Here is a 25,417-nt window from a genome sequence, read left to right on the forward strand (position 1 = left end):
TCGGCCGGTGATCATCCGGTTCTTGAGCGATATATGTGCCAAATCCCTTGGCAGCAGAGGGGGTTGACGCCCGCATTGGTCTATGCCACCTTCGTCCCCACATCGAGAGGTGAGCTGTCCAGTGGACTTCACTGGTCAGGTGGTCAGTTCATGTCCTCCAGGGGTGAACCGTGCAGCTCCGTATGTTCGCCGGCGTGTCCGTGCTCGTGATGACAGCAGCGCTGAGTGCCTGCAGCGGCTCTTCCGATACCTCCGACGGCAGTTCCGGGGAGTCCGGGGGAAACACCACCATCGACGTCTGGCTGATGCGTGACAGCGTCTCCGCCGCGTTCCAGAACGAGTTCGTCAAGGGCTTCGAGGCCGCCCACCCGGACATCAGGGTCAAGGTGCAGATCCAGGAGTGGGACGGCATCGGCGAGAAGGTCACCGCCGCCCTGGCCAGCAACGACGCACCGGACGTCATCGAGACCGGCAACACCCAAGTCGCCCAGTTCGCGCAGAGCGGCGGGCTGCTCGACCTCAGCGACAAGGTCGACGACCTCGGCGGGAAGACCTGGCTCAAGGGCCTCGCCGAGCCGGGCGCCTACGACGGCAAGCAGTACGGCATCCCGTACTACGCGGCCAACCGTGTCGTCATCTACCGCACCGACCTCTTCAAGCAGGCCGGCGTCGACGCGTCCGCGATCAAGACCCGGGACCAGTGGATCGCCGCCACCAAGAAGCTCAACTCCGGTGGCACACAGGGAATTTACCTGCCCGGCCAGAACTGGTACACGCTCTCCGGCTTCATCTGGGACGAGGGCGGCGACCTCGCCGTCCAGTCCGGCGGCAAGTGGAAGGGCGCGCTGGACACCCCGGCGGCGATCCGCGGCATGCGGTTCTACGAGCAGCTGCAGGCCCTCGGCAAGGGCCCCAAGGACTCCGACGAGGCCAACCCGCCGCAGGCCGACGTCATGGCCAAGGGGAAGGTCGCCCAGGTCGTCTCGACTCCGGGCGGCGCCAACGTCGTCATCCAGAACAACCCCGCCCTGAAGGGCAAGTTGGGCTTCTTCCCGATCCCGGGCAAGACCGCCACGACGCCCGGCGCGGTCTTCACCGGCGGCTCCGACCTGGTCGTCCCGACCGCGTCCACCAAGCAGGACGCGGCCTACACGTTCATCAAGGAACTCACCGGCGACACCTGGCAGAAGAAGCTCGCGCTCGCCATGAGCTACGTCCCGAACAAGACCACCCTGGCCTCCGCCGTCGCCTCCGACGCGGGCGCCGCGGCCATGGCGGTCGGCGCCGCGCAGGGCCACGCCACGCCCAACACCCCGGGCTGGGCCGCCGTGGAGGCGAAGAACCCGATCAAGGACTACATGACGGCCGTACTCACCGGCGGCGACATCGAAAAGAAGGCCGCCACCGCGTCCGAGGCCATCACCGCGGCCATGAACTCCGGTTCCTGAAGCGCCCGTTGACCGGAAGGAGGAGCGCCGTGTCGAGCGTCCGAGAACAGATCGCATCCCGTCCCTCGCTCGGCCCCGGACAGCATCGGGAGACCTCCGACACGGCGTCGCGCCGCCCGTCGCAGTCCTCCGGCCGGGGAATCTGGCCGTACCTCCTGATCGCGCCCGCCGTGCTCGGCACGCTCTATCTGCTCGTGTATCCCCTGATCCGTGCCGTGGTGATCTCGCTTCAGGACTTCGGACTGCGCCAACTCATCCTGGGGCACGCGAAGTTCGTCGGCTTCCGCAACTACGGGACGCTGCTGGGCGACAGCGCCTTCTGGGAGGTCGTACGGCGCACGTTCCTCTTCATGGCGATCAACGTCGTACTGATCATGACGCTGTCCACACTGGTCGCGCTGATGGTCGAGCGGCTCGGTCGGTGCGGGCGGACCACGGTGCTCAGCGCGCTGGTGCTGACCTGGGCGATGCCGGTGATCTCGGCAACGACGGTCTTCCAGTGGCTGTTCCACTCGGAGTTCGGGATCGTCAACGAGGTGCTGACCGGGCTGGGGTTCGAGTCCTTCGACCGCTATCCCTGGTTCGCCCACGGACCGGCCGCCTTCGCCATCGTCGTCGCACTCGTGGTCTGGCAGTCCGTGCCCTTCGCGGCGATCACGCTGTACTCGGCGCTCACCACCGTCCCCGTCGAGCTGTACGAGTCGGCGCGCATCGACGGTGCGTCGGGGCCGCGGATCTTCCGCTCGGTCACCTTCCCGATGATCCGGCCGATCTTCCTGCTGGTGTTCTCCCTCGAAGTGATCTGGACCTTCAAGGCGTTCGTGCAGATCTGGGTGATGACCAACGGCGGACCCGGCGACGCCACCACGATCCTGCCCGTGTACGCGGTGCAGACCGCCCTCTCCCACCAGCGCTACGACCTCGGTTCGGCGGCCTCCATGGTCACCGTCGTCCTGATGTCGGGCGTGCTGGTCTTCTACTTCCGCCAGATGTTCCGCCAGGAGGACGAGCTCGCATGAGCACCACCCGGCCCCGGATCCGCCGTCTGCCCCTGAACGCCGCCGCCTTCCTCACGGTCCTGGTGTGCCTGTTCCCGGTGTACTGGATGGTCGCGACCGCGTTCACCCCGACCCGTGACATCCAGTCCGACAACCCCCGCATCATTCCCGCGAGTTGGACCCTCGACCACTTCCGTACGGCCGTCGGCGCCGCCGGTTTCGGACTGTTCTGGCGCAACAGCGTCCTCGTCACGCTGAGCGCGGTCCTGCTCGCCCTCGTCATCGCGCTCGGCTCGGCCTACGCGGTCGCCCGGATGAGGTGGAAGGGGCGCCGGCAGTTCATGCTGATGGTGTTCATCGCGCAGATGGCGCCCTGGGAGTCACTGATCATCCCGGTGTACATCATCTCCCGCGACACCGACATGCTGGACCGGCTGCCGACGCTGACGCTCGTCTACTTCATGATGACGCTGCCGTTCACGATCATCGTGCTGCGCGGCTTCATCGGCACGATCCCCCCGGAGCTGGAGGAGTCCGCACAGGTCGACGGCTGCACCCGGTTCGGCGCGTTCCGGCGCATCGCGTTCCCGCTGCTCGCCCCTGGACTGATGGCCACCTCGCTGTTCGGCTACATCACGGCCTGGAACGAGTTCACCTACGCCAACTTCCTGATCATCAAGCAGCAGGACCACCGCACGCTGCCCGTGTGGCTGTCCTCGTTCCAGAACGTCTTCGGCACCGACTGGGGCGCCACCATGGCGGCCTCGACTCTCTTCGCGGCACCGGCACTTGTGATCTTCCTGCTGCTCCAGCGCCATGTCACCTCCGGCTTCGCGGCCGGCGCGGTCAAGGGCTGACCCCCGCACCCCCCACCCGCCCCCGTCCCGGAGACGATCCATGCCCGCACAGTCCTCCGTGCTCTCCCTCGTCCCCCGACCCACCAAGTCCGCACTCAGGCCCGGGCACTTCACGCTCGACGCCGGCACCGCGCTGCGCGTCGGCGCGGGCGCCGAACCGGCCGCGGACCTGCTGCGCACCCTCCTCGCCCCCGCCACCGGACTGCCCCTGGAGGCCTCCCCCGACGGGCAGTTGACCCTCACACTCGACCCCGACCTGGCCGGTCTCGGCGAGGAGGGCTACGGGCTCACCGTCGCCCAGCACGCCGTCCTGCTGCGCGCAGCGCACCTCACCGGACTGCTGCGCGGAATCCAGACGATCCGTCAACTCCTGCCCCCGCAGGCCCTGTCGGCGCGTCCGCAGCGCGACACGGAGTGGCTGGTGCCCTGCGTCGAGATCACCGACCTCCCCCGGCACCCGTGGCGCGGTGCGATGCTGGACGTGGCCCGCCATTTCCAACCCGTCTCCTATCTCCGCCGGTACGTCGACCTGCTGGCCCTGCACAAGATCGGCGTGTTCCATCTCCACCTCACGGACGACCAGGGCTGGCGCATGCCGGTGGCCGCCTACCCCAAGCTCACCGAGATCGGCGGCCACCGCGCCGAGTCCCAACAGGGCCCGGCCGGAAGCGACTTGTACGACGGCGTCCCGCACGGAGGGTCGTACACCCGCGCCGAACTCGCCGGCCTGGTGGAGTACGCGGCGGCTCGCGGGGTGACCGTGATGCCGGAGATAGAGATGCCCGGGCATGTGCGGGCCGCCCTGGCCGCCTATCCCGAACTGGGCAACCACCCGGAGCGCAGCCTCGACGTCTGGACCAGGTGGGGCGTGTGCGACACCGTCCTCGGCGTCCACGACGAGGTCCTCGACTTCTGCCGTACCGTCCTCGACGAGGTGATGGACGTCTTCCCCTCGCCGTACATCCACGTCGGCGGCGAGGAGTGCCCCACCGCCGAGTGGACGCACAGTGCCGCGGCGCGCGAACGGGCGCAGGCGCTGGGCCTGTCGAGTCCCGCAGCCCTGCACGGCTGGTTCCTCGGGCGGATCGGCGAGTTCCTCGTCCGGCACGGGCGGCGCCCGGTCGGCTGGGCCGAGACGGGGGCCGAACTGCCCCTGGACTTCACGGTGATGACCTGGCGCGACGCGGCACACACCCTGACGGCGGCCCGGCGCGGCCACCAGGTGGTGAGCGCCTACCACCGGGCGACCTACCTCGACTACGCCCAGTCCGAGGACCCGCGCGAGCCCCCGGCCCAGCCCGGCAAGGTCGTCGATCTGCGGACCGTGCACTCCCACGACCCCGTCCCCGAGGACGCGGATGCTCCGGCGGCACGTCAAGTGCTGGGCACCCAGACCCAGTTGTGGACCGAGTTCGTCACGACGCCCGAGCGCATCGAGTACCTCACCTATCCCCGCCTGTGTGCGCTGGCCGACCGCGCCTGGAGCGGTCCAACCGACTGGGACGACTTCCGCGCCCGGCTCGACGGACACACGGCCCGGCTCGACGCGCTCGACGTCCGGTACCACCCCTGACCCGTACCGCCCATGTCCCACCCCTGATCTGTCCCGTTCCGGAATCACCCCACCTTTCTGGAGAGGCACGACATGAGACACGACACGCGACACGACACGAGGTTCGCGAAGACCAGGCTGCGCGCCGCCGCGTCCGCCGCCGTGGCGGTGGCCCTGGGCGCCGCCGCGCTCACCGCCATGCCGTCCACCGCGAGCGCGGCCGGCGGCGGACTGAGCGTCCAGTACCGCACCAGCGCCACGGGCGCCACCGCCGACCAGTCCGAGCCCTGGTTCAAGGTGAAGAACACCGGCTCCACCACAGTGCAGTTGGCGAACGTCAAGCTCCGCTACTACTTCAAGGCGGACTCGGCGAGCGCGAGTTACCGCTTCGCGTGTTCCTGGGCGGTCAAGGGCTGCGCCAACATCACGGGTACCTTCGGTACCCTCGCCAACCCGACGGCCACGGCGGACCGTTACCTCGAAATCGGCTTCACCTCCGGCGCCGGCACCCTCGCGCCGGGCACCGACACCAGTGACATGCAGCTGCGCTTCTACCAGTCGACGTGGCAGACCCTGAACCAGAGCGACGACTACTCCTTCGGCGCCTCGCAGACGTCGTACGCCGACTGGTCGAAGGTCACGGCACAGCTGTCCGGCACCACCCTGTGGGGCACGGCCCCCGCCGGCAACGACCCGACGAACCCGCCCACCGACCCGCCGACCGATCCCCCGGCCACCGGCGCCACGCTGTTCGACGACTTCAACTACAGCGCCTACAACGACCCGAAGATCGCCGCGCACGGCTGGAGCGTCCGCTCGACCTCCGGCGGTCCCGGTGTCTCCGGCGCCACCTGGGCGCCCGAGAACGTCACCTTCGCCAGCACCAACGGCAGCTCCGTGATGAACCTGGAGACCTCGACCTCGGGCACCGGCGAGAGCACCAAACAGACCGAAGTCGTCACCAACACAAGGAAGTTCAAGAACGGCACCTACGCGGCCCGGGTCAAGTTCAACGACGCGCCCAAGTACGGGCCGGACGGCGACCACCTCGTCCAGACCTTCTTCACCATCAACGACCTCACGGCACCGATGGCGGACGACTACTCCGAGTACGACTTCGAGTACCTTCCCAACGGCGGCTGGGGCGAGTCGTCCAACATCCTCTACACGACGTCCTGGGAGACCTACCAGGCCGACCCGTGGGTGGCGGTCAACCAGCACACCGAGGGCCGGCAGAGCTACAACGGCTGGCACGACCTGGTGCTGACCATCGACAACAACAACATCAAGTACTACATCGACGGCCAGCTCTTCGGCACCCACGACGCCGCGTACCTCCCGGAGCGGCCGATGTCGATCAACTTCAACCAGTGGCTGATCGACTTCGGCGGCCTCACCAGCTCCACCGCACGCGCATACGACGAGCAGGTCGACTACGTCCTGCACGTCAAGGACCAGGTCCTCACCCCGGCGCAGGTCGCCGCGAAGGTGGCTGCGTACCGGGGCGCGGGCACCACGTTCGAGGACACCGTGCCCAGCAGCTGAGCACGGAGCGCGGCAGGGCGCGCACTCGGCGTACGGGATCCGAGTGCGCGCCCCGCCGTCGCCTAAGCTCCGGGCCATGCGCGTATTGGTCCTGGAGGACGATCTCGAGCTGGGACCCGTCGTCGCAGATCGGCTGCGGGGTGCGGGGTTCGCGGTCGACCTCGCACGGACGCTGGCCGAGGCCGACCTCAAGCTGTCCGTGAATCGCTACGACTGTGTCGTGGCCGATCGCTCGGTCCCGGACGGCGACTCCCTCACGCTGCTCGCCGCGCGGCGCCGGGCGGGATCGGTGCTGCCCTTCCTGCTGCTGACCGCGCTGGACGCGGTGAGCGACCGGGTGGCCGGCTTCGAGCACGGGGCGGACGACTACCTGGTGAAGCCGTTCGCCTTCGCCGAACTCGTCGTACGGGTAAGGGCGTTGTGCCGCAGGGAGCAACCCGCGCGGCCCTCGCTGCTGCGGGCGGGCGACCTGGAGGTCGATCTGCCGCGCCGCCGGGTGGCCCGGGCCGGGGTGCTGCTCAGCCTGTCCGCCAAGGAGTTCGCGGTGCTCGAACTGCTGATGCTGCGGGCGGGCGAGGTCGTCACGCGCAGCGAACTGATCGAGAGCTGCTGGGACGAGGCGAGCGAGCCGATGTCCAATGTGGTGGACGTCCTGATCGGGCAGTTGCGCAGACGCCTCGGGCCGCCGGACCCGATCGGGACGGTGCGCGGGGTCGGCTACCGCCTCGGCGGCGAGGCATGAAGCGCCAGCCCGAGGCCCCGTCGCCTGCGGTGGCCCGGCTGCGGCGCACCCGCCGGCTGATGACGCTCCTCTTCGCCTCGACGACGGCGGCCTGTCTCGTCGTACTCGCCGTGGTCGCGATCCGTATCGATGCCGCGTCCCGCCGTTCCGGCCTCGACCACGAGGTGGGCAGCCGCGCGGCGGGGCTGTCTCGGGCGGTCTGGTTCGACGCGGGCGTGCTGCACCTGGAGCCGCTGCGCGAGGACGAACTCGCCCAGGGCGCCCAGGCGTTGGCCGTCCTGCAGGCGGCGCCCGGGAAGAAGCCGACCTTGCGGAACGTCGTACCCGGACGGTCGTCGCTGCCCGACGCGGACCAGTTGGACGAGGTCTGGCACAGCGTCCTGGACGAGCAGGGAACGGTCCAAGTCAGCGCCTCCGCCGCCAAGGGCGGGCGGCTGCGGTGGGCGGCGGCGCCGGTCTGGGACGGGGACCGGATCGGGGCGGCGGTACTCGTCGGCACGGAACTGGCGCGCAGCGAACACGATCACGACCTCCTCGTGCGCTGGCTGGCCCTCGGCTGCACGGCGCTGGTGTGCTGTGCGGCGGCGGTAGGACATCTGCTGTCCGGGCGGGCCATGCGTCCCGCGCTGCGCGGGCTCGGCCAGCAGGAGCAGTTCCTGGCCGAGGCGGCGCACGAGCTGCGGACGCCGCTGGCGACCCTGCGACTCACCGTCGAGCGCGGCGGCTCCTCCGACGAGGCGCTACGGCTCGTCGACCGGCTGAGCCGGCTGGTCACCGGGCTGCTCGCCAGGGCGCGGCTGGAGTCGGGCGCGCAGCGGGTCGAGCTGGTGCCGTTGCGCCTGGACCAGCTGGTGGAGACGACGGTCGAAGAGCTGCCGGACCACGACAGCGTCACCGTGACGGCCGAGCCGGTGGTGGTGCGCGGCGATCCCGACCTGCTGGCGCAGGCGGTACGGAACCTGGTGGAGAACGCCCAGCGGCATGGCGGCCCGGCCGGTTCGCCGGTGGAGGTCGGCGTCACGCCGGGGCTGGTCACGGTCCGCGACCACGGGGACGGCGTACCGCTCGCGGACCGGGAGCGCGTGTTCGCACGCGGGGTCACCGGGACCGGTCCAGGCACGGGCGCGGGCCTGGCCATCGTCCGCTGGGTCGCCGGTCTGCATCACGGCACGGCCCGCCTCACGGACGCACCCGGCGGCGGCCTGCTCGCCGAACTCCGGCTGCCGGCGGACCCGCCCCCGACGTCCTCATCGTCATCTCATGAAGGCCCCGGCACCGTGGGCGCATGAACGCACTGCGCAGCCCTGTACTGCTGGTCAGCACCGCCGCCGCGAGCATCGGCGCGGTAATCGTCGCCATGAACGTGTACGACACGACGAGCGCGCCGCCCGCCGCCGAGGCGGTCGTCCGGGTCGACCAGGTCGGCTATGTGCGCGGCGAGACAAAGCGGGCCTATGTGATGGGACCCACTAAGGCGCTCGCGGGGGCCCGCTTCAAGGTCGTGGACGCGAAGGACAAGGACAAGGTGGTCACGGCGGGTCGGCTCGGTGCCGTCACCGGTCACTGGAACGCCAAGTACCCGTCCGTGCGGACCGTCGACCTCTCCGCGCTGAACACCCCCGGCACCTACCGCGTCGTCCTGACCGGCACCGCCGCCGGCCGCTCCCCCGCCTTCCGGATCGCCGACGCGAGCGAGCTGATGACCCCGTTGGTCCGGGACAACGTCCGCTTTCTCCAGGCCCAGCGCGACGGCGCCGACGTGCTGCCAGGGGTCCTCAGGCACGGCCCGTCCCATCTGGCCGACGAGCACGCGACCGTGTACGCCGACCCGCACTACGACGAGGCGGGCGAGGAACTGCTCGACGAGCGGCTGACCCCGACGGGTGTCACGGTCGACGCCTCGGGCGGCTGGTTCGACGCGGGCGACTTCCTGAAGTTCACCGGCACCACCTCCTACTCGACCGCCGAACTCCTGCTCGCCGAAAGGGACTTGCCGGCGATGCCCGCGCTGTCCGCCGAGGCCGACCACGGGCTGGAGTGGCTGGACAGGATGTGGGACGGCGACAGTGGAACGCTCTACGCCCAGGTCGGTATCGGCGCGGGCAACGACAACGTGCGCACGGACCACGACGTCTGGCGACTGCCGGAGGCCGACGACCGGCTCGATGTGTCGCCCGGCGACCCGGACTACACGATCAAGCACCGGCCGGTGTTCCGGGCCAACGCGCCGGGCGAGCCGATCACTCCGAGTCTGGCCGGACGGGTGGCGGCGGTGTTCGCCCTCGCGGCGCAGCGCACGGCCGACTCCGACCCTGACCTTGCCCGGGAGTGGCTGGAGAAGGCCGCCGCCGTGTACGACCAGGCCGACACCGACCCTGACCCGGACGAGCCGCTCGTCACCGCCTTCCCCAGCGGCTTCTACCCCGAGGACTCCTGGCAGGACGACCTGGAGTTCGCCGGTGCCGAACTGGCGCTGGCCGCGCGGGAGTTGGGTGACGACCGGGAGGGCGACTGGACGGCCGACGCGGCCCACTGGGCCCGCGCCTATCTGGACTCCGACGCCAAGGGCACCCTCAACGTCGCGGACGTCAGCGCGCTGGCCCATGTCGACCTGGCCAGCGCCCTGGACGGCGACCGCGGCAACGGCGTAGGCGCGGCAGACCTCTACAAGGACTTGCGGCGCCAGTTGGAGGACGGGGTCGAGCGCGCCGGGCACGATCCGTTCGGCGCCGGTGCGGTCTACGACGACTTCGACGCCGTACCGCACACGTTCGGGCTGGTGGCCACCGCTCAGCTCTACGCCAAGGCGACCGGGGACACCCGCTTCGCGGCCTTCGCGGGCAGGCAGCGGGGCTGGGCGCTCGGCGCCAACCCGTGGGGCACCAGCTTCGTGATCGGCGCGGGCGAGGTCTATCCGCACTGCCCGGAACACCAGTTGGCCAACCTGCGCGGCAGCCTCGACGGCAAGGGCGCGATCCTGCGGGGCGCGGTGGTCAACGGCCCCAACGCGGCTGACAAACTCACCGACTTGAACGGTTTCCCGACCATGAAGAAGTGCACCGCCGGGCCGCCGAGCGGCGCCTGGACCGATTTCGACGGCAAGGGTTCGCGGTACGTGGACGACGTGGGCGCCTGGCAGACGGTGGAGCCCTCGCTCGACTTCACCACGACGGCCCTGCTGGCCTTCGCCCTGACGGCGCAGGACGAAGGCCACTAGGACCGGTCCATGTCAGGACGTGACGTAGCAGGACTTGCTCACGTTCGGAAGCGGGTCGGAACCGAAGGCGGCCGTCGTGCAGCTCGTACCACCGCTGAAGGTCTTGTAGAGGAAGCGGCCCCGGGCGCCGTAGGCGACGGTCTGCTGTCCGCTGAAGGAGCAAGTGCCGCCTTCCGCCGAGCAGTTGGAGGCGTAGCCGACCGGGCCGCCGGTGGCGGTGTAACAGACCTTCGACTCACCGGAGATGGGGTCGCCGAACACGGCGTCGGTGCACGCGGTGTCGCCGGTCGCGGTGGCCGTGGTGAAGGCTCCGTAGGCGCCGTACATCACCGGCTGTCCCGCCACCGCCGCACAAGTCCCGTTCTGGTCCGCGCACTTGGTCCAGCCACCGGCCGGGGCACCGGCGGGCGGCAGATAGCAGGACTTGGCGACACCGTCGATGGGATCGCCGAAGTGGGCGTTGGAACAGTCCACGGAGCCGTTGGTGACCTGGTGGACGAAGTTGCCGTTGGCTCCGTAGGCGACGTCACGGTTGTAGCCGGGCACGGAGCAGGTGCCGCCCTCGGCCGCGCAGACGGTGTAGCCGGGCGGGCCGCCCGCGTCGGCGACGTAGCAGGACTTGACGAGGTTCGCGGCCGGGTCGCCGCCGAAAGAGTCGTTGGAGCAGGCGGTGCTGCTGGTCACGGTCTTGTACGTGTACGTCCCTGCGCCGTAGGCCACCGAGCGGGTGCCGCTGAAGGAGCAGGTGCCGCCCTCGCCCGCGCACCGGGTGTAGCCCGCGCGCAGGGCGCCGGTGCCGGGTTCGGCGGGCGGTGCCGGGTTGCCGAGGCCGGTGGCGGAGACGGTGTAGCTGCCGGGGGCGACGCCGGTGAGGTAGACGTAGGTGTCGTCCTGGCTGCCGCCGGTGATGCCGGAGGTGGGCGTGAAGGTTCCGTTGCTCCAGACGGTCGCGCCGTTCACGGTCACCGTGATGTTCCCGCCGAGCTTGGGGACGCCGATCCGGCCGGTGCTGCCGGACGGGCTGGAGAGGGTGGCCGAGTAGGTGCCGGCCGACCCGTTCCGGGACCAGGACGCGTTGATCGCGCCCTGGGGCATGGTGATGCGGCCCTGGGCGCTGGTCAGGTCGCCGGGGTGCGGGACGAAGCGGTAGGCGCCGGTCGCCGACTCGGGCGCGGTGCCGAGCACGTCGAAGGTGAGCGTCGAGGTGGGCGCGGTGGACCAGCCGTGCGCGAGGCTCATGAACGAACCGCCGTACGCGAGGCCGCCGTCGGACTGGATGCCCTCCCAGAACGTGCTCTTGGTGCCGATGTCGCTGTCGAGCATGTGGCCCCAGGTGCGGCGGATCTGGTCCAGGGCGGTGTAGTCGTCGTTGGCGGTGAAGCGCGCGTTCAGCTCCATGCCGCCGGCGAACGGCGAGACGTTGCCGCCCCATTCGGGCGTGGTCGGGCCGTAGATGCCCCAGTTGTTGCCGAGCCCGGCGACGATGCTCTTCGACTTGGCCGTGGAGTCGCTCAACCCGTACCAGACGGCAAGGGAGTTGCCGTCCTGCGGGTAGAGGCCGCTGGTCGGGTTGTCCTTGTACATGCCCTTCGAGGCGTCCCACAGCCGGGAGTTGGCCGCGGTCTTGAGGGCGTCGGCCTTGCTGTTCCAGCTCGCTGCAAGGGCGCTGTCGCCCTCGACGGCGGCGAGGGTCGCGCCGCCCCGGAGGGCGCCGTACAGCAGCGCGTTGGCGGAGATGTTCTCGCCGCCCTGGCCGACCCGGGCCCAGTCCTGGGTGCGGGTCACGTTGAGCAGGTTGTTGCCGTCGATCTTGTTGGTGATGAAGGCCATCCCCCGCTTGTAGTTGGACCATTCGGAGTCCAGCCACGACCGGTCGGCGGTGTACGTGTAGTACGTGGACGTCCCCAGCAGCGTCCACGTGTGGTACGTGTCCGAGCCGGTGAGGTTGAACGGCGGCCCGGACCACGGGATTTCACCCGCCGACGACTGCGCGTCGTACATCGTGGTGAGCGCGTTGCGGGTCGAGGTGAGGTCGTTCGAGTACGCGTACTGCGTGGGGACGGCGATGCCCATGTCGCCGGGCCACACCGTACGGTCGCGCTTCGCGCCGTCGACCAGGACGGAGTCCCCGACACCCACGGTGGCGCTGTTGTCCCAGGCCGAGGAGGGCGGCGGCCAGGCGCGGCCCTGGTTGGAGGCGATGGTGTTCAACTGCACGGTGTACGCCCCGGCGTACCAGATGCGGTTGAGCAACTCGTCGCTGGACGTGAAGTAGTTGGCGTAGTCGGCCGGGTTGCTCTTCCCCGGTGCGGCGGTGAAGTTGAGGCTGACGCCCGTGAGGTCCACCCAGCCCGAGCTGTCCAGGAAGACCGTCAAGTAGCGGAAGCCGCCACGGAGTTGGGCGATCGGCACGGTGTACGTTCCGTTGGCGCTCGGCGTGGCGTACAGGGCGCCGTCCTCGCCGTCGCGGCCGCTGCTGCGGTCGCTGTTGTTGCCCACGTACAGGGACGACTCGCTGAAGGCCAGGCCGACGCGTTGGCCGCTGGAGCTGGTGCTGCCGAATGACAACGTTACCAATCCGCCGACCTCTTTCCCGAAGTCGAGCGTGACGGCGGACTGCGAGCCGGAGATCCGGGTCGCCTGTCCGTTCAGCACGTTCGTCGGGTTCGCGACGCTGCCGGAGGTGCGGTAGACGGCGGTCGGCTTGAGGGTGCGCGAGGTCGGCGAGTAGTTCACGGCGTCAAGTGCCGCCTTGGGGGCGGGCGTTGCGTCCGTCGGTGCCGCCCCGGCGGACAGGGCCGGGGTCACGGCCAGCGCGGCGGCCACCACCACGGTGAGCCCGACTAGTCGCCCTGGTCTGGGCTTTCGGTTCAGCGCTGGCCTGCGACGGCGCATGAGTGCCTCCCGGATCGGTGGGGGAACCAGTCGCCCAACTGGACAACCAGGCAGGTGAATCGATTCAACCGGATCGAACACGGAAGCCTGGAGCTGGAGGAGCGACGGGTGCGCGAGATGACTCGCCGAAGTTCGCACCGATGATGGGCGCCGGGAGGGCGGGTGTCAACCCATCGCGACAGCCTTCAACTCCCGGGTAAAAAGCGCACCTTACGACATTGACAGGGCCGCACCAAGCCGGTTCACTGCGTCGAGTACGGGTAGAGGTATGGACCTTTGATCCAGCGCTGAATCCATTCACACCCGGCGTCCCCCATCGTGAAATCGAGGCGAGTTTCCGGTGTCCCTACATGGCTTCGACATCGTTGTCAGACCACGGTTCCTCAGCTTTCTCCTGACGGCCGCCCTCGCGTTCGTGGCGCTCGTCCCGGCCGCGACGCAGGCGTCCGCCGCGACCCAGGTGTGCGTCCTGGCCTGCGACACGCTGGACCCTTCGCAGGCAAAGCAGGAAACGTTTCCAGTCCCGGACAAGACACTCAACGGCCGGCGTGTGCAGCTCCACGTCTCCGACGCGGACGACATGGCGTGGGCCAGTATCGACAACGGCTCGACCGGTGACACGGTCTGGTTGGACCGGTCCTGGGACGGCGGCGCCACCTGGGACGGACTGCTCGGCAAGGCGAGCATCCCGAGCACCTGGACCGGCACCAGGACGCTGATGTACAACATCACCGACCCGCGCAACCACAAGCGCGGCCTGGTCCGGGCCTGCGGCGACGCGGCCGGCGTGGGCTGCACGAACTGGGTCTACCCCACCGTCTGCGACACCCTCTGCGACGCCACGGGCGCGGGCCAGGCGGCGGGCGACGACCAGCCGGTACCGTCGACCACCCTCTACGGCCGCACGATCCGGCTGCACGTGGACCAGAAGAACTCCATGGCCTGGGCGAGCATCGACACGGGCGGCGCAGGTGACGAGATCTGGTTGGACCGGTCCTGGGACGGCGGTGCGACCTGGCCGGACGGCTCCTCCCTCGGCCGTACCAGCACCCCGTCCGGGGCCACCACCACCCGCACCACGATGTACGCCACCCGCGATCCGCGCGGTCTCCTCTACGGTGGCGCGGTCCGCGCCTGCGGCCGGGAGGCGAGCCACAACGAGGGCAGCTGCACCGCGTGGTACCGGCCCGTGCCGAGCAGGGCGCGCGCGGCGGCGGACGCGCTGATGACGTCGTACGACCCCTACAACGGCTGGTGGCCCAGCAGTTGGTGGAACTCGGCGGCCACCCTCACCTCCGTCATCGACTTCGCGAAGACCACCGGCACGCACGACTACGACTGGATCATCGCCCGCACCTTCGACCAGAACAAGGGCGTCTTCCCGGCCGGGACGCGCAGCTCGGACGCGATCGAGGGGGACTTCATCAGCCGGTCCATCGACGACTCGGGCTGGTGGGCGATCGCGTGGATCGACGCCTACGACTACACGCACGACGCGCGCTATCTCAACGAGGCCGTCACCATCGCCAATTACGTGCAGCAGTACTGGGACACGGGCACCTGCGGCGGCGGGGTGTGGTGGGACCGGGAGAAGACCTACAAGAACGCGGTGACCAACGGGCAGTACCTGTGGCTGACCACCGCGCTGCACCAGCGGATCGCGGGTGACACGGTGTGGCTGCAGCGGGCGAAGACCTCGGCCGCCTGGTACAAGGCCAGCGGGATGATCAACTCCTCGGGTCTGGTCAACGACGGACTGTCCTCGTCCTGCGCCAACAACGGCTCCACCGTGTGGAGTTACAACCAGGGGCTGGCCATCGGCGCCTTCACGGAGCTGTGGAAGTCGACCGGGGACAGTTCGCTGCTGACCACCGCGAAGACCATGGCGAACGCCGCGATCAGCAGCTCCCAGCTGACCGTCGGCGGGGTGCTCACCGAGTCCTGCGATGTCGGCTCGGCGTCCTGCGACGACAACCAGAAGCAGTTCAAGGGCATCTTCATGCGGAACTTCGCCGACCTCGCGAACGTGACCGGCTCCAGCACCTACCGCGCCTACATCCAGAAACAGGCCGACACGCTGTGGGCGCAGGACCGGTCCAACCTCAACGCGCTCGGTGAACGCTGGGCGGGCACCAGCCCGAACCAGACCGACTGGCGCACGCAGGCCAGTGCGCTCGGGGCGCTGACGGCCGCCGCGGGCTGAGCGGTCGCAGGGTGGGTGCGGGACACCTGGGGTAACGGCGGCCTGGTTGCGTCCCTCGGACGCGACCAGGCTTGCCACGAAGGAGCCACCCACTTGAGGAGCAGGCGATGAGCACCACCCACACGGATTCCGTGACCTGGAACGGTCCAGCCTTCGACGAGATCGTCAAGAACGACGCGGGGCGTCCCGTCCTGTTCACCGACGCCCGGGTCCTGACCATGGACCCGCTGATCGGCACCCTGACCGGCGCCGACGTGCTGCTGGTCGGCGCCCTGCTCGTGGGCGTCGGCCCGGGCATCGTCACGGCGGCGCAGGACGACAACGCCATCGTCGTCGACTGCACCGGCATGACGGTGGTGCCGGCCGTCGTGGACACGGTCGCCCTGGTCGGCGGGCGCGGGCACCGTGCCGAGTACGTCGCGACGCTCACGCCCGGGAACACCGGCGACCTGCTCGTCGTACCCGATGAACTCGCCCCCGACGTGGCGGGTGCGGTGGCCACGCTGCTGACCCGGCCGGAGGAGGTCCGCGCCCTCGTGGCGAACGGCAAGCCGGTCCTCTGGTCCGGCGCCGACGCCCCCGGCCGGGCCACCGCGCCCGAGGCGGGCATCCCGGCCGCCCAGGACCTGACCGGCAGCCCGCGCGTCGGCGTCTGGATGGACGAGAACGACTTCCTGCACCAGGAGTTGACCGCCGGCGGCCGCTACGACGAGACCCGCGGTGGCCGCCCGCACGCCTACGAGGGCCGCTACTGGATCGACGGCGACCGCATCGACTACCTCGACGACCTCGGCTTCTGGGCCTTCGGCGAGTTCCGGGGCGACGAGTTGCACCACGCGGGTTACGCGATGCGGCTCGGGGCGCGCTCCCGGTCGTAGCGGATCACTGGAACCCGGCGCGGAGTCGGGCTTCCGATCCCGGGTCCGTTCGCGGGTGGAGGTCCAGGGCCGCCAACGCGGCGCCGAGCAGCGGCGGTTGGGTGCACACCACCGGGCGGACGTCGGGGACGGCTGCCCTGAGCCGCTGTTCGACGTCGTCGAGGAGGGCCCGGTGGCCGGCCGCCAACACACTGCCGCCGAGCACCACTTCGGGCTCCGGGGCGGTGGCGAGCTGGAGGCGGCACAGGACGGTCAGGGCCATTCTCGCGATCTCCGCCGCAAGGCGTTCGACCAGTTCGGTCGCGATCTGGTCACCGTCGTCGCGGGCCGCGAAGACCGCCGGGCAGAGTTCGCTCAGGCGGAGTGCGGGGAGGTCGCCGCTGTGCAGGGCGGCGGTGACGTCGGCGACCGTGGCGAGACCGAAGTGGTCAACTACCAGCACGTGCAGAGCGGTTCGCGGGCCCCGGCCGTCCTCCGCCCTGGCCGCGTGCCACAGCGCCGAGGTGCCCATGTCGATGCCGCCACCCCAGTCCCCGGAGATCCGGCCGAGCGCGGCGAAGCCGGTGGTGCGTCCGTCGGGGGCGACGCCGACGCAGTTGATGCCGGTGCCGCAGACCACGCCGACGCCCCAGGGTCGGCTGGCCCCGGCGCGCAGGACGGCGTAGGAGTCGTTGTCGACGCGCTGGGTGACGGCCCAGCGGCGGGCGCCGACGGCCTCGCGCAACGCCTTGACCTCGTGCGGCAGATCGGCGCCGGCGAGGAAGGCGGTGATGCCGTCCACCACGGTGTCGGCGCCGACCCCCGCCTCGGCCATGGCCTCGGCGCGCAACGCGGCCAGTACGTCCATGGCCGTGTCGAGGCCCACCGCCTGCGGGCGGAATCCGCCGCCCCGGGCGCGGCCCAGGATCGTACCGTCCGTGGTCAGTACGGCGATGTCGGTCTTGGAGTTGCCGCCGTCGACGGCCAGCATCAGATCCGAACTCATCACGCCCACCACAGGTGTTCGCGGTTGGCGGCGACTAGCTTGGCCGCCAACTCCTCGGCGACCGAGACCTGTCCGATGAGCGGGTGCGCGAGCAGCGCGGTCGCGACCCGGTCGGCTCCGCCGCGCAGGGCGGCTTCCAGGGCGAGTTCCTCGTACGCCGTCACATGGGCGATGAGTCCGGCGAACAGCGGCTCTACGGCGGTGACGGGCAAGGGAGTTGCGCCGTGCGCGCCGATGCGGGAGGGGACCTCGATGACGGCGTCGTCGGGGAGGAAGGGCAGGGTGCCGTTGTTGCGGACGTTGGCGACGCGGACGTCGCCGGTGTCGGTGGTGAGGGCGTGGACCAGTTGGACGGCGGCCTCGGAGTAGTAGGCGCCGCCGCGCCTGTCGAGGAGTGCGGGCTTCTCGGTGAGGGCCGGGTCCGCGTACATCTTCAGCAAGTCGCCCTCCATCGACGCGACTTGCTCGGCGCGGGACGGCTCGGTGAGTTGTTCGCGGAGGACCTCGTCGTGGGCGTAGTAGTAGCGCAGGTAGTAGGAGGGGACGACGCCGAGGCGGCGGACCACGTCGAGGGGCATGCGCAGCCGGTCGGCGAGGGCCTGGCCGTGTTCGTCGAGGAGGCGCGGCAGGACGTCGACGCCGTCGAGCCGTACGCTCCGTTCCCAGGTCAGGTGGTTGAGACCGACGTGGTCCAGGGTGATCCGCTCGTGGTCGACGCCGAGCCAGTCGGCGAAGGTGCGCTGGAAGCCGATGGCGACGTTGCACAGGCCGACCGCCTTGTGCCCGGCGTCGAGGAGGGCGCGGGTGACGATGCCGACCGGGTTGGTGAAGTCGACGATCCAGGCGTTCGGGGCGCGCCGGGCAACGCGTTCGGCGAGGTCGAGGACGACCGGTACGGTGCGCAGCGCCTTGGCCAACCCCCCTGCGCCTGTGGTCTCTTGACCGATGCAGCCGCACTCGTGCGGGAGGGTCTCGTCGATGTGCCGGGCGGCCTGGCCGCCGATGCGGAGCTGGAAGAGGACGGCGTCGGTGCCGTCGATGCCGGCGTCCGGGTCGGCGGTGGTGGTGATCTTCGCGGGGCTGCCCTGGCGGGCCAGGATGCGGCGGGCGAACGGGGCGACGACGTCGAGGCGTTCGGGGTCGGGGTCGACGAGGGCGATCTCGGTGACGGGCAGTCCCAACCGGGCGAATCCGTCGACCAGTTCGGGGGTGTACGTGGATCCGCCGCCGACAACGGTGATCTTCAACCTTTGACTCCTGTCAGTGTGACGCCCTCGATGAAGGCCTTTTGCGCGAAGAAGAAGACGATGATCACCGGCGCCATCGCGATGAGGGTCGCGGCCATGGTGAGGTTCCACTGCACCGCGTGGGAGGTCTTGAAGGTGGCCAGGCCCAGGGCCAGGGTCCAGTGGGCGGGCGTCTCGCCGGTGTAGATGAGGGGCCCGTAGTAGTCGTTCCAGGCGTTGAAGAAGGAGAACAGGCCGACCGCGACGAGCGCGGGGCGCATCATCGGCAGCACCACCCGGGTGAGCACGCGCAGTTCGCCGCAGCCGTCGATACGGGCCGCGTTGAGGTAGTCCTCGGGGACGGTGAGCAGGAACTGCCGCAGCAGGAACACCGAGAAGGCGTCGCCGAACAGGGAGGGGAGGACCAACGGCCAGATGGTGCCGGTGAGATGGAGCCCCGCCCACATCAAGTACATCGGAATGACCAGGACTTGGGGCGGCAGCATCATCATGGTGATGACGCAGAGGAACGCGGTGTTGCGTCCCTTGAAGCGGAGCCGGGCCAGCGCGTAGGCGATGGGGACGCTGGAGAGCAGGGTGGCGGCGGTGGCGGCGACCGCGTAGAGCACGGTGTTGACCAGCCAGGTGCCGACGGGTGCGGTGGCGAAGACGGTGCGGTAGTTGGACCACTGCCAGTGGTGGGGCCAGAGGTTGGTGGTGAGGGACTGGCCGTCGGTCATGACGGACGTCAGGAAGATGAACACGATCGGGCCGATGAAGGCGCAGGCCAGGCCGACGGCGACGGCGTGTTCGGCGATCCAGACCAGCTTGCGCCGCCGGCTCGCCCGGCCGCGCGCGGCCTGGTGGGGTGATGCGGCGCGGGTCCGGCGGGCGGGGGCGGGTGCGTAGGTCGTCGTCATCGCGGCGGCTCCTCGATGTCGAAGCCGGAGGCGCGGCGGAGCAGGACGACGGTGAAGGCCATCGCCACCACGAAGAGCACCACGGCCAGCGCGCAGGCGTAGCCCGCGTGGAACTGGTTGAAGCCGGCGATGTAGAGCTGCTGCGGGAAGGTGAGCGTGGAGCCGTCCGGATAGCCGGGCGCGGGCTGGATGTTGCCGTTGGCGACCTGTGAGGCGACCGTCGCCTGGGTGAAGTACTGGAGTCCGGCGATCACCCCGGTGACGGTCGCGAACAGCACGACCGGTGAGATCGTCGGGAGGGTGACGTAGCGGAAGCGGTGCCAGGAGCCGGCGCCGTCCAGTTCGGCGGCCTCGTACAGTTCGGCCGGGACTTCCAGCAGGGCGGCCAGGAAGATGACCATCATGGTGCCGCTGCCCCACAGAGCGAGCAGTGTCAGGGCGGGTTTGGACCAGTCCGGCGAGTTGAACCACAGCGGTCCGTGGATGCCGAGCAGGCCCAGGATCCGGTTCACCGGGCCGGAGTTGGGGTTGAACATGCAGACGAAGGCGACGGTCGCGGCGACCGGCGGGGCCAGCGCGGGCAGATAGAACAGGGTGCGGAACAGGCTCGCCCCGGCCTTGAGGCGGGCGGTGACCATGGCCACGCCGAGGGCGAAGAGCACCTGCGCCGGCACCATGACGGCCACCAGCCAGCCGGTGTTGCGGATCGCGTGCCAGATCAGCGGGTCGCCGTCCAGCAGATAGCGGTAGTTGCGCAGGCCGACGAAGCGGGCCGGGGAGATCATGTTGGAGTTGGTGAAGGACAGCCAGACCGTCATCACCAGGGGGTAGATCAGGAAGACGGCGAAGCCGATCAGCCCGGGGGCGAGGAAGAGCAGGACGCGCAGTCGGTTGCGGCGCAGGCGGCCCCTCAACGGCGCCGGGGCGAGCTGGAGTTGGGTGGCCATGACGGTCACTGCCCCAGCTTGAGCGCGGCGTTGTTCTGCTTGTCGACGGCGGCGAGACCCGCCTTGAGGTCGGGTACGGAGCCGTTCTGCCACTTCTCCACGAAGTGACCGAAGTTGGTGAGATAGGCGCCGCCGTCGGCGCTCGCCGGTGTCGTGGTGGTGAGCGGGTTCTTGAACACCTGGAGGAACGGCGCGAAGTTCGGGTCCTTGGAGAGCCCCAGCGCGGGCGAGTCGAGCGCGGCCTTGGTGGTGGGGACGTTGCCGATGGCGTCGGCGAGGGTGGTCAGCGCGTCGGTGTCGGTGGTGAGGAACTTGATCAACTTCCAGGCGGCGCCCGGGTGTTTGGCGCCGCGCGGCATGCCGATGACGTTGCCGCCGACGTAACCGGCGCCGTACAGCTCGGACTTGCCGTCGGCGGCGGGCATCACCGCGGTGCCGTAGTCGATGTCGGCCTTGTCGTTCTTGATGAACGAGTTGCGCCACTCGCCGTCCACCATCATGGCCAGCTTGCCGGTCTCGAAGGCGTTCTGGGCGGAGAACTCGTCGCCCATGCCGGCCTTGAAGGTGACCAGCTTCTTCGCGCCGAACCAGTCGACCAAGCTCTTCTGCCAGGTCAGCGCCTGGGCGAAGGCGGGGTCGCCGCCGACGTTGGACTGGCCGTCGGCCGTGAGCCACTTGCCGCCCCAGCTGGGGACGAGGTGCTCGGTGAGCATCTCGTAGGCGCCCAAGTAGGGCATGAACCCGGCGGTCTTGATGGAGCCGTCCGCGTTGAAGGTGGTCAGCTTCTTGGTGTCCGCCGCCAGTTCGGACATGGTCTTGGGCGGGGAGGTTATCCCGGCCTTCGCGAACAGCTTCTTGTTGTAGTACAGGCCGAAGGTGTCGGCGAGCCAGGGCATCGTGCAGCGCTTGCCGCCGAACGCCGTGTAGGACTGGACGGCCTTCGGGATCTGGGACAGGTCGACGTGGTCGGCCTTGATGTCCGGGTTCAGGTCTTGGAACGCTCCACTGGAACACCAGCCGCCGACGTTCGCGGCGTTGAACGAGGACGCCACGTCGGGCGCGGTGCCGCCGCGGATGGCCTGGTTGACCTTGTCGTCGGTCTGGGCGGCGACGGCCTTGACCGTGATGTAGGGATAGTTCTTGTGGAACTTGGCGAGCACGGCGTTCACGGAGGCGATCTCGTGCGGGGAGCTGAGACCGTGCCAGAAGGTGATGGTGACGGGTGTGGTGTCGTCGGCGCCGGTGTCCGCCTTCGACGCGGTGCCGCCGGTGGTGCATGCTGCGGCCAGCAGGGCCGTGGCCGCGAGCAGCGACGCGGCGACGGTACGGCGGGGGCGGCGGGTGGTGCGGGTGACGGGTCCGCCACGGGACTCGGACATGGGACCTCCGGCGAATTTGCTTACCACTTATTGACCAGTGGGCACATGTTGGGGCACTATTTGGGGACTGTCAAGCAAGCATTTCGGAAGCAACCCGCAGGAAAGATGAACCACTGGTAAGGAAAGTTGGTAGGAATGGTCAGCGGTGAGAGCCGTTGGGAGAAGCGCGAACGCATCCGCACCCACCTCCTGGATTTGATCGAGGAGACCGGCACCGGACGCCCCCTCCCGGGCGAACGACAGCTGTGCGAGGAACTCGGGGTCTCCCGCCCCACGTTGCGCGCGGTCGTCGACGACTTCGTCCGTGACGGTCTGCTGGTGCGGGAGCACGGACGCGGTGTGTTCGTCGCCCGGGCCAAGGTCGCCCAGCACCTCGGCGGCGGCTCCCCCGGGCAGCCGCAGACACTGGGCGTCGGCGGGGTGGACGGCACCTGGGCCAGCCGCACCCTGGACTTCAAGACCGTCGCGGCGGGGCCCCGGATCGGCCGCCGGCTGGGTATCGCGCCCAGCGAGCAGATCCTGCGGATCCTCCGGCTGCGGACCGTGGACGGCGACCCGATGTGTGTGGAGACGCTGCATGTGCCGCACGCGCTGGTGCCCGGTCTGACCGCCCGCGACCTGGAGACCGACTCCTTCTACCGGCTGCTCGGCCGCCGCTACCAGATCCTGCTGGCCGACGCCACGCAGAGCATCGAGCCGACCGTGGTCGACGAGTGGGAGGCCGAGCTCCTCGGCGTGTCCGTGCACACCCCCGCCCTGCTGTTCGAGCGGGCGGCCAGGGACGCCGAGGGCCGGGTGGTCGAGTTCACCCGCTCCGTCTACCGGGGTGACCGCTACCGCATCTTCACCAGGCTCTCGCTGGCCGGCCGTCCCGACGGCGGACGCGTCGTCGACGGCTCCTGGTCGGCCGCCACCACGGTCCCCGGCGCCGACACCCTGGCCTTCGACCCCTACTGGAGCAACTGACCGCTCCCGTCCCCCAGTTCACCGCGCCGGTCCCCCGGCCGACGCGGCGATCCCGCACGCCCCTCCGCACGTGAATCCCTACCAGAAAGGACCGCTCATGCTCCGTCACGCACTCACCGTGACCGGCGTCGTGGCCTCCACGGTCACCACGCTGCTCGCCTGTACGGCCTCGGTCCCGGCCGGCGCCAGCCCCTCCGCCACCTCGGGCGTCCAGCTCCAGACCTGGCTGTACCCCGGCTCGACGGGCGACTCCACATGCACCGCCAAGAACGAGTACGCGGACAACAGGGTGAAGAACGGCGCCCTCAACCCCGAGTACTGGTCGGTCGGCAGCAACGGCGCGGTCACCCTGGAGACCACCGCCAACGGCACCTGCAACACCTACAGCGCGGCCAACGTCGCCGACCTCAAGGCCCACTCCGCCTACCAGTACCCCACGCTCTCCGGCATGACCACCGCCGACGTCCGCGCCCTGGTCAGCACCAACGCCAAGCGCACGGCGGCCGTCTCCAAGGTCACCTCCCTCGTCAGCGACGCCGGGCTCAGCGGCGTCGACGTCGACCTGGAGGACTACTGGTCCTGGAGCACCGCCGACTTCGCCAACTACAAGACGTTCCTGGGGCAGTTGGCGACCGCCCTGCACGCCAAGGGCAAGCGCCTCCAGGTCGACGCTCCGGCGATGACGGAGGACGCCGCGTTCTACGACTACGCGGCGGTGGCCGCCACCGGCGTGGACGACGTGGTGATCATGGCGTACGACGAGGAGTTCGACACCGCCGCCGGCGCCCGCTGCCTGCCCATCAGCCCCTACGACTGGCTGAAGAAGGTCACCAAGTACGCGCAGAGCAAGATCCCCGACCCCAACCGCCTGATCATCGGTGTCCCCTCCTACGGCTACAGCGCCCCCGACCCCTGCGACCTCAACTCCGTGACGGGCAACATCCAGTTCAGCGACATGAAGAAGAGCCCCGGCTTCTCCAGCGACCCGGCCACGATTGAGAGCCGCCGGGACGCGTCTTCGGGCGAGATCCGCTGGACCTCCGGCGGTGTCCTCTACGACTACGTCGACAGCGTCGCCATGGACCGCAAGTTGGCTGTCCTCAAGGGCCTCGGCGTCACCAAGGTGTCGGTGTGGTCGCTGGGCGGCGGGAACCCCTGGTTCTCCAACTGACCCGAGCGAGCGGGGCGCTCCCGGGAGCGCCCCGAACTCCCCTCAGGCGACCGGGGTGTTGAGGACGTGGTCGCGGGAGGCGTTGACCTCGGCACGCAGGGCGGTCAGGTCCACGTCCAAGACCTGCCCGTCCCACTTGCGCGGCTGCCCGTCGACGAAAACGGCGCTGATGTTCCGGGCGTCGGAGCCCAACACCAGGGTGCCGATGGGGTCGTTGAGGGGCATGTTGTTGAGGTCCTCGGCCCTGACCACCAGCAGGTCGGCCTTCTTGCCGACGGTCAGCGAGCCGGTGACGTCGCCGAGCCCGTTGGTCCGGGCGCCCTGGAGGGTGGCGAAGTCGAGGACGTCGCGCGTGGTGATCCGGGAGAGCTCGCCACCGGTGCCGTAGGCGGCGTTGACCGCGCGCATCCGCTGGATGGCGAGCAGGGCCCGCATCTGGGTGAACAGGTCGCTGGCGAGGGCGACTTCGACGTCGATGCTCAGGCCGGGGCGGATGCCGACGGCGAGCGCCTCGTCCACGGCGGGGATCGCCGTCTCCAGTCCGATCTGCGCGTCGGAGGTGGGCGCCAGTGCGACCGTGGTGCCCGACTCCCCCATCGCCTTCCAGGCTTCGGCGGTCAGACCCGTGGCGTGGATCAGGGTGACATCGGGGCCGAGGATGCCGTGCTCGGCCCAGGACAGCACGGCCCGTGAGGACGCCTCGCCGAAGACCGCGTCGACGCTCACTCCGATGCCCAAGTCTGCTGCGGTGCGAGCTAGTTCGGGGCCGTAGGCGAGGGCGGGTCCGGCGATCTCGTCGGTGGCCAGGGTCGCCAGGCGGAGGGTGAGCAGCTGGTCGTCGCTGCTGAAGTACCGGTCCTTGAGGCGGGTCAGGTCGGCGGGCCACTGGCGGTCCCAGTTCCCGAAGTGCGGGCCCATGGAGGCGTGGACGCCGCGGATACCGGTGTCGCGGAGGGCCTCGATCGCCGCCTCGGAGTGTTCGCGGGTACGGGAGTTGTGCGAGAAGTCGAGCATCGTGGTGATGCCGCTGTCGAGTGCGGTGAGCGCCGCGAGTCTGGTGCCGATGTACATGTCCTCGGGCCGGTAGACGGTGGCGTACCCCGCGAGGGTGGTCATCACATAGCCGCCGAGGTCGTCGACGTCGGGCATGATCCGGCGCAACTGGGCTTCCCAGGCGTGCCGGTGGGTGTCGACGAAGCCGGGGGCCAGGATGGTGCCGGAGGCGTCGACGACCACCGCTCCGTCCGCGCTGAGGCCCGGTCCGATCGCGGCGATGGTGTCGCCCTCGACGAGCACGTCGCCCTGGAGCGTGCCCAGTTCGGGGTCCATCGTGACGACGGTCGCGCCGGTGAAGAGGATGCGGCGGGCGGGGTCGGCGGACTGGCGGCGGAGCCGGGCGAGGACAGCGGCGCCGGTGGTGTCGTGGGTGTTCATGAAGGTCCCCTTTCAAGAGGGTTGGGACGGTGGCGAGTTGACCCGGAGAGGTGG

General features: G+C 69.8%; 19 protein-coding genes. 12 read left to right on the forward strand and 7 right to left on the reverse strand.

What is annotated here, in order from left to right:
- The first annotated feature begins 182 nt into the window (after positions 1-182).
- The 8 genes from SSP08S_RS21985 (at position 183) to SSP08S_RS22020 (ending at position 10,359) form a co-directional block, all read left to right on the forward strand.
- A complete protein-coding gene (locus SSP08S_RS21985) occupies positions 183-1,448 on the forward strand; it encodes an extracellular solute-binding protein (RefSeq protein WP_019069788.1) in 1,266 nt (421 codons plus the stop codon).
- A gap of 140 nt (positions 1,449-1,588) precedes the next feature.
- Positions 1,589-2,467 carry a carbohydrate ABC transporter permease gene (locus SSP08S_RS21990; RefSeq protein ID WP_245607936.1) on the forward strand — a complete coding sequence of 293 codons (879 nt, stop codon included), beginning with the start codon at positions 1,589-1,591 and terminating at the stop codon, positions 2,465-2,467.
- Positions 2,464-3,303: a carbohydrate ABC transporter permease gene (locus tag SSP08S_RS21995; RefSeq protein ID WP_019069790.1), complete on the forward strand. Its 840-nt coding sequence runs from the start codon at positions 2,464-2,466 to the stop codon at positions 3,301-3,303. Before SSP08S_RS21990 ends, SSP08S_RS21995 begins: the two co-directional genes overlap by 4 nt.
- A gap of 40 nt (positions 3,304-3,343) precedes the next feature.
- The gene (locus tag SSP08S_RS22000) at positions 3,344-4,876 is read left to right on the forward strand and encodes a beta-N-acetylhexosaminidase (RefSeq protein WP_019069791.1); all 1,533 of its coding nucleotides are present in this window, start codon (positions 3,344-3,346) and stop codon (positions 4,874-4,876) included.
- Between the two features lie 72 nt (positions 4,877-4,948).
- Entirely contained in the window at positions 4,949-6,400 is a 1,452-nt protein-coding gene (locus SSP08S_RS22005) for a cellulose binding domain-containing protein (RefSeq protein WP_019069792.1), read from the forward strand.
- Positions 6,401-6,476: 76 nt separating this feature from the next.
- Positions 6,477-7,142 (forward strand): winged helix-turn-helix domain-containing protein, encoded by a 666-nt coding sequence (locus tag SSP08S_RS22010; RefSeq protein ID WP_019069793.1) that lies wholly within the window; start codon positions 6,477-6,479, stop codon positions 7,140-7,142.
- Positions 7,139-8,431, forward strand: coding sequence for a sensor histidine kinase (locus tag SSP08S_RS22015; RefSeq protein WP_245607933.1), 1,293 nt, complete (start codon positions 7,139-7,141; stop codon positions 8,429-8,431). The genes SSP08S_RS22010 and SSP08S_RS22015 overlap by 4 nt, the downstream gene beginning before the upstream one ends.
- Positions 8,428-10,359: a glycoside hydrolase family 9 protein gene (locus SSP08S_RS22020; protein WP_019069795.1), complete on the forward strand. Its 1,932-nt coding sequence runs from the start codon at positions 8,428-8,430 to the stop codon at positions 10,357-10,359. The genes SSP08S_RS22015 and SSP08S_RS22020 overlap by 4 nt, the downstream gene beginning before the upstream one ends.
- Positions 10,360-10,371: 12 nt before the next feature.
- Here the strand turns inward: SSP08S_RS22020 and SSP08S_RS22025 are convergent, their stop codons facing one another.
- Complete coding sequence (locus SSP08S_RS22025; protein WP_019069796.1) at positions 10,372-13,191, reverse strand: alpha-L-rhamnosidase-related protein; 2,820 nt, start codon at positions 13,189-13,191, stop codon at positions 10,372-10,374.
- A gap of 403 nt (positions 13,192-13,594) precedes the next feature.
- On the opposite strand from SSP08S_RS22025, the gene SSP08S_RS22030 reads away from it, so the two are divergent.
- Together SSP08S_RS22030 and SSP08S_RS22035 are read left to right on the forward strand one after the other, a co-directional pair.
- Positions 13,595-15,457, forward strand: coding sequence for a glycoside hydrolase family 76 protein (locus SSP08S_RS22030; protein ID WP_019069797.1), 1,863 nt, complete (start codon positions 13,595-13,597; stop codon positions 15,455-15,457).
- Between the two features lie 107 nt (positions 15,458-15,564).
- On the forward strand, positions 15,565-16,335 hold the full coding sequence (locus tag SSP08S_RS22035; RefSeq protein ID WP_019069798.1) for an Atu4866 domain-containing protein: 771 nt from the start codon (positions 15,565-15,567) through the stop codon (positions 16,333-16,335).
- Positions 16,336-16,339: 4 nt separating this feature from the next.
- Here SSP08S_RS22035 and SSP08S_RS22040 read toward each other — a convergent pair whose 3' ends face one another.
- From SSP08S_RS22040 to SSP08S_RS22060, 5 genes are read right to left on the reverse strand one after another with little or no spacing between them, the layout of a single operon-like run.
- Positions 16,340-17,320, reverse strand: a complete 981-nt coding sequence (locus SSP08S_RS22040; RefSeq protein ID WP_043259609.1) for an N-acetylglucosamine kinase — start codon at positions 17,318-17,320, stop codon at positions 16,340-16,342.
- Complete coding sequence (locus tag SSP08S_RS22045) at positions 17,320-18,567, reverse strand: 6-phospho-beta-glucosidase (RefSeq protein ID WP_019069800.1); 1,248 nt, start codon at positions 18,565-18,567, stop codon at positions 17,320-17,322. The genes SSP08S_RS22040 and SSP08S_RS22045 overlap by 1 nt, the downstream gene beginning before the upstream one ends.
- Positions 18,564-19,466 carry a carbohydrate ABC transporter permease gene (locus SSP08S_RS22050; RefSeq protein ID WP_019069801.1) on the reverse strand — a complete coding sequence of 301 codons (903 nt, stop codon included), beginning with the start codon at positions 19,464-19,466 and terminating at the stop codon, positions 18,564-18,566. The genes SSP08S_RS22045 and SSP08S_RS22050 overlap by 4 nt, the downstream gene beginning before the upstream one ends.
- A complete protein-coding gene (locus SSP08S_RS22055) occupies positions 19,463-20,413 on the reverse strand; it encodes a carbohydrate ABC transporter permease (protein ID WP_019069802.1) in 951 nt (316 codons plus the stop codon). Before SSP08S_RS22055 ends, SSP08S_RS22050 begins: the two co-directional genes overlap by 4 nt.
- Before the next feature lie 5 nt (positions 20,414-20,418).
- Positions 20,419-21,792: an ABC transporter substrate-binding protein gene (locus SSP08S_RS22060; protein ID WP_019069803.1), complete on the reverse strand. Its 1,374-nt coding sequence runs from the start codon at positions 21,790-21,792 to the stop codon at positions 20,419-20,421.
- Positions 21,793-21,927: 135 nt separating this feature from the next.
- Here SSP08S_RS22060 and SSP08S_RS22065 point away from each other — a divergent pair, with 135 nt between their 5' ends.
- Both SSP08S_RS22065 and SSP08S_RS22070 read left to right on the forward strand, forming a co-directional pair.
- A complete protein-coding gene (locus tag SSP08S_RS22065) occupies positions 21,928-22,758 on the forward strand; it encodes a GntR family transcriptional regulator (protein WP_019069804.1) in 831 nt (276 codons plus the stop codon).
- Positions 22,759-22,855: 97 nt separating this feature from the next.
- Complete coding sequence (locus SSP08S_RS22070; RefSeq protein ID WP_019069805.1) at positions 22,856-23,929, forward strand: glycosyl hydrolase family 18 protein; 1,074 nt, start codon at positions 22,856-22,858, stop codon at positions 23,927-23,929.
- A 42-nt stretch (positions 23,930-23,971) separates the two neighbouring features.
- On the opposite strand, the gene SSP08S_RS22075 is transcribed toward SSP08S_RS22070, so the two are convergent.
- Complete coding sequence (locus tag SSP08S_RS22075; protein WP_019069806.1) at positions 23,972-25,363, reverse strand: amidohydrolase family protein; 1,392 nt, start codon at positions 25,361-25,363, stop codon at positions 23,972-23,974.
- Positions 25,364-25,417 lie beyond the last annotated feature (54 nt).

Origin of the sequence: Streptomyces hokutonensis (genome assembly GCF_000376565.1) — a bacterium.
GTDB lineage: Bacteria > Actinomycetota > Actinomycetes > Streptomycetales > Streptomycetaceae > Streptomyces > Streptomyces hokutonensis.

Excerpts from the sequence above, each read along its gene's own strand:
- SSP08S_RS22015 (WP_245607933.1), top strand. The coding sequence starts at position 7,139 with ATGAAGCGCCAGCCCGAGGCCCCGTCGCCTGCGGTGGCCCGGCTGCGG.
- SSP08S_RS22065 (WP_019069804.1), top strand. The coding sequence starts at position 21,928 with ATGGTCAGCGGTGAGAGCCGTTGGGAGAAGCGCGAACGCATCCGCACC.
- SSP08S_RS22060 (WP_019069803.1), bottom strand. The coding sequence starts at position 21,792 with ATGTCCGAGTCCCGTGGCGGACCCGTCACCCGCACCACCCGCCGCCCC.
- SSP08S_RS22050 (WP_019069801.1), bottom strand. The coding sequence starts at position 19,466 with ATGACGACGACCTACGCACCCGCCCCCGCCCGCCGGACCCGCGCCGCA.
- SSP08S_RS22035 (WP_019069798.1), top strand. The coding sequence starts at position 15,565 with ATGAGCACCACCCACACGGATTCCGTGACCTGGAACGGTCCAGCCTTC.
- SSP08S_RS22020 (WP_019069795.1), top strand. The coding sequence starts at position 8,428 with ATGAACGCACTGCGCAGCCCTGTACTGCTGGTCAGCACCGCCGCCGCG.
- SSP08S_RS21985 (WP_019069788.1), top strand. The coding sequence starts at position 183 with ATGTTCGCCGGCGTGTCCGTGCTCGTGATGACAGCAGCGCTGAGTGCC.
- SSP08S_RS22000 (WP_019069791.1), top strand. The coding sequence starts at position 3,344 with ATGCCCGCACAGTCCTCCGTGCTCTCCCTCGTCCCCCGACCCACCAAG.
- SSP08S_RS22070 (WP_019069805.1), top strand. The coding sequence starts at position 22,856 with ATGCTCCGTCACGCACTCACCGTGACCGGCGTCGTGGCCTCCACGGTC.
- SSP08S_RS22010 (WP_019069793.1), top strand. The coding sequence starts at position 6,477 with ATGCGCGTATTGGTCCTGGAGGACGATCTCGAGCTGGGACCCGTCGTC.
- SSP08S_RS21995 (WP_019069790.1), top strand. The coding sequence starts at position 2,464 with ATGAGCACCACCCGGCCCCGGATCCGCCGTCTGCCCCTGAACGCCGCC.
- SSP08S_RS22040 (WP_043259609.1), bottom strand. The coding sequence starts at position 17,320 with ATGAGTTCGGATCTGATGCTGGCCGTCGACGGCGGCAACTCCAAGACC.
- SSP08S_RS22075 (WP_019069806.1), bottom strand. The coding sequence starts at position 25,363 with ATGAACACCCACGACACCACCGGCGCCGCTGTCCTCGCCCGGCTCCGC.
- SSP08S_RS22055 (WP_019069802.1), bottom strand. The coding sequence starts at position 20,413 with ATGGCCACCCAACTCCAGCTCGCCCCGGCGCCGTTGAGGGGCCGCCTG.
- SSP08S_RS22005 (WP_019069792.1), top strand. The coding sequence starts at position 4,949 with ATGAGACACGACACGCGACACGACACGAGGTTCGCGAAGACCAGGCTG.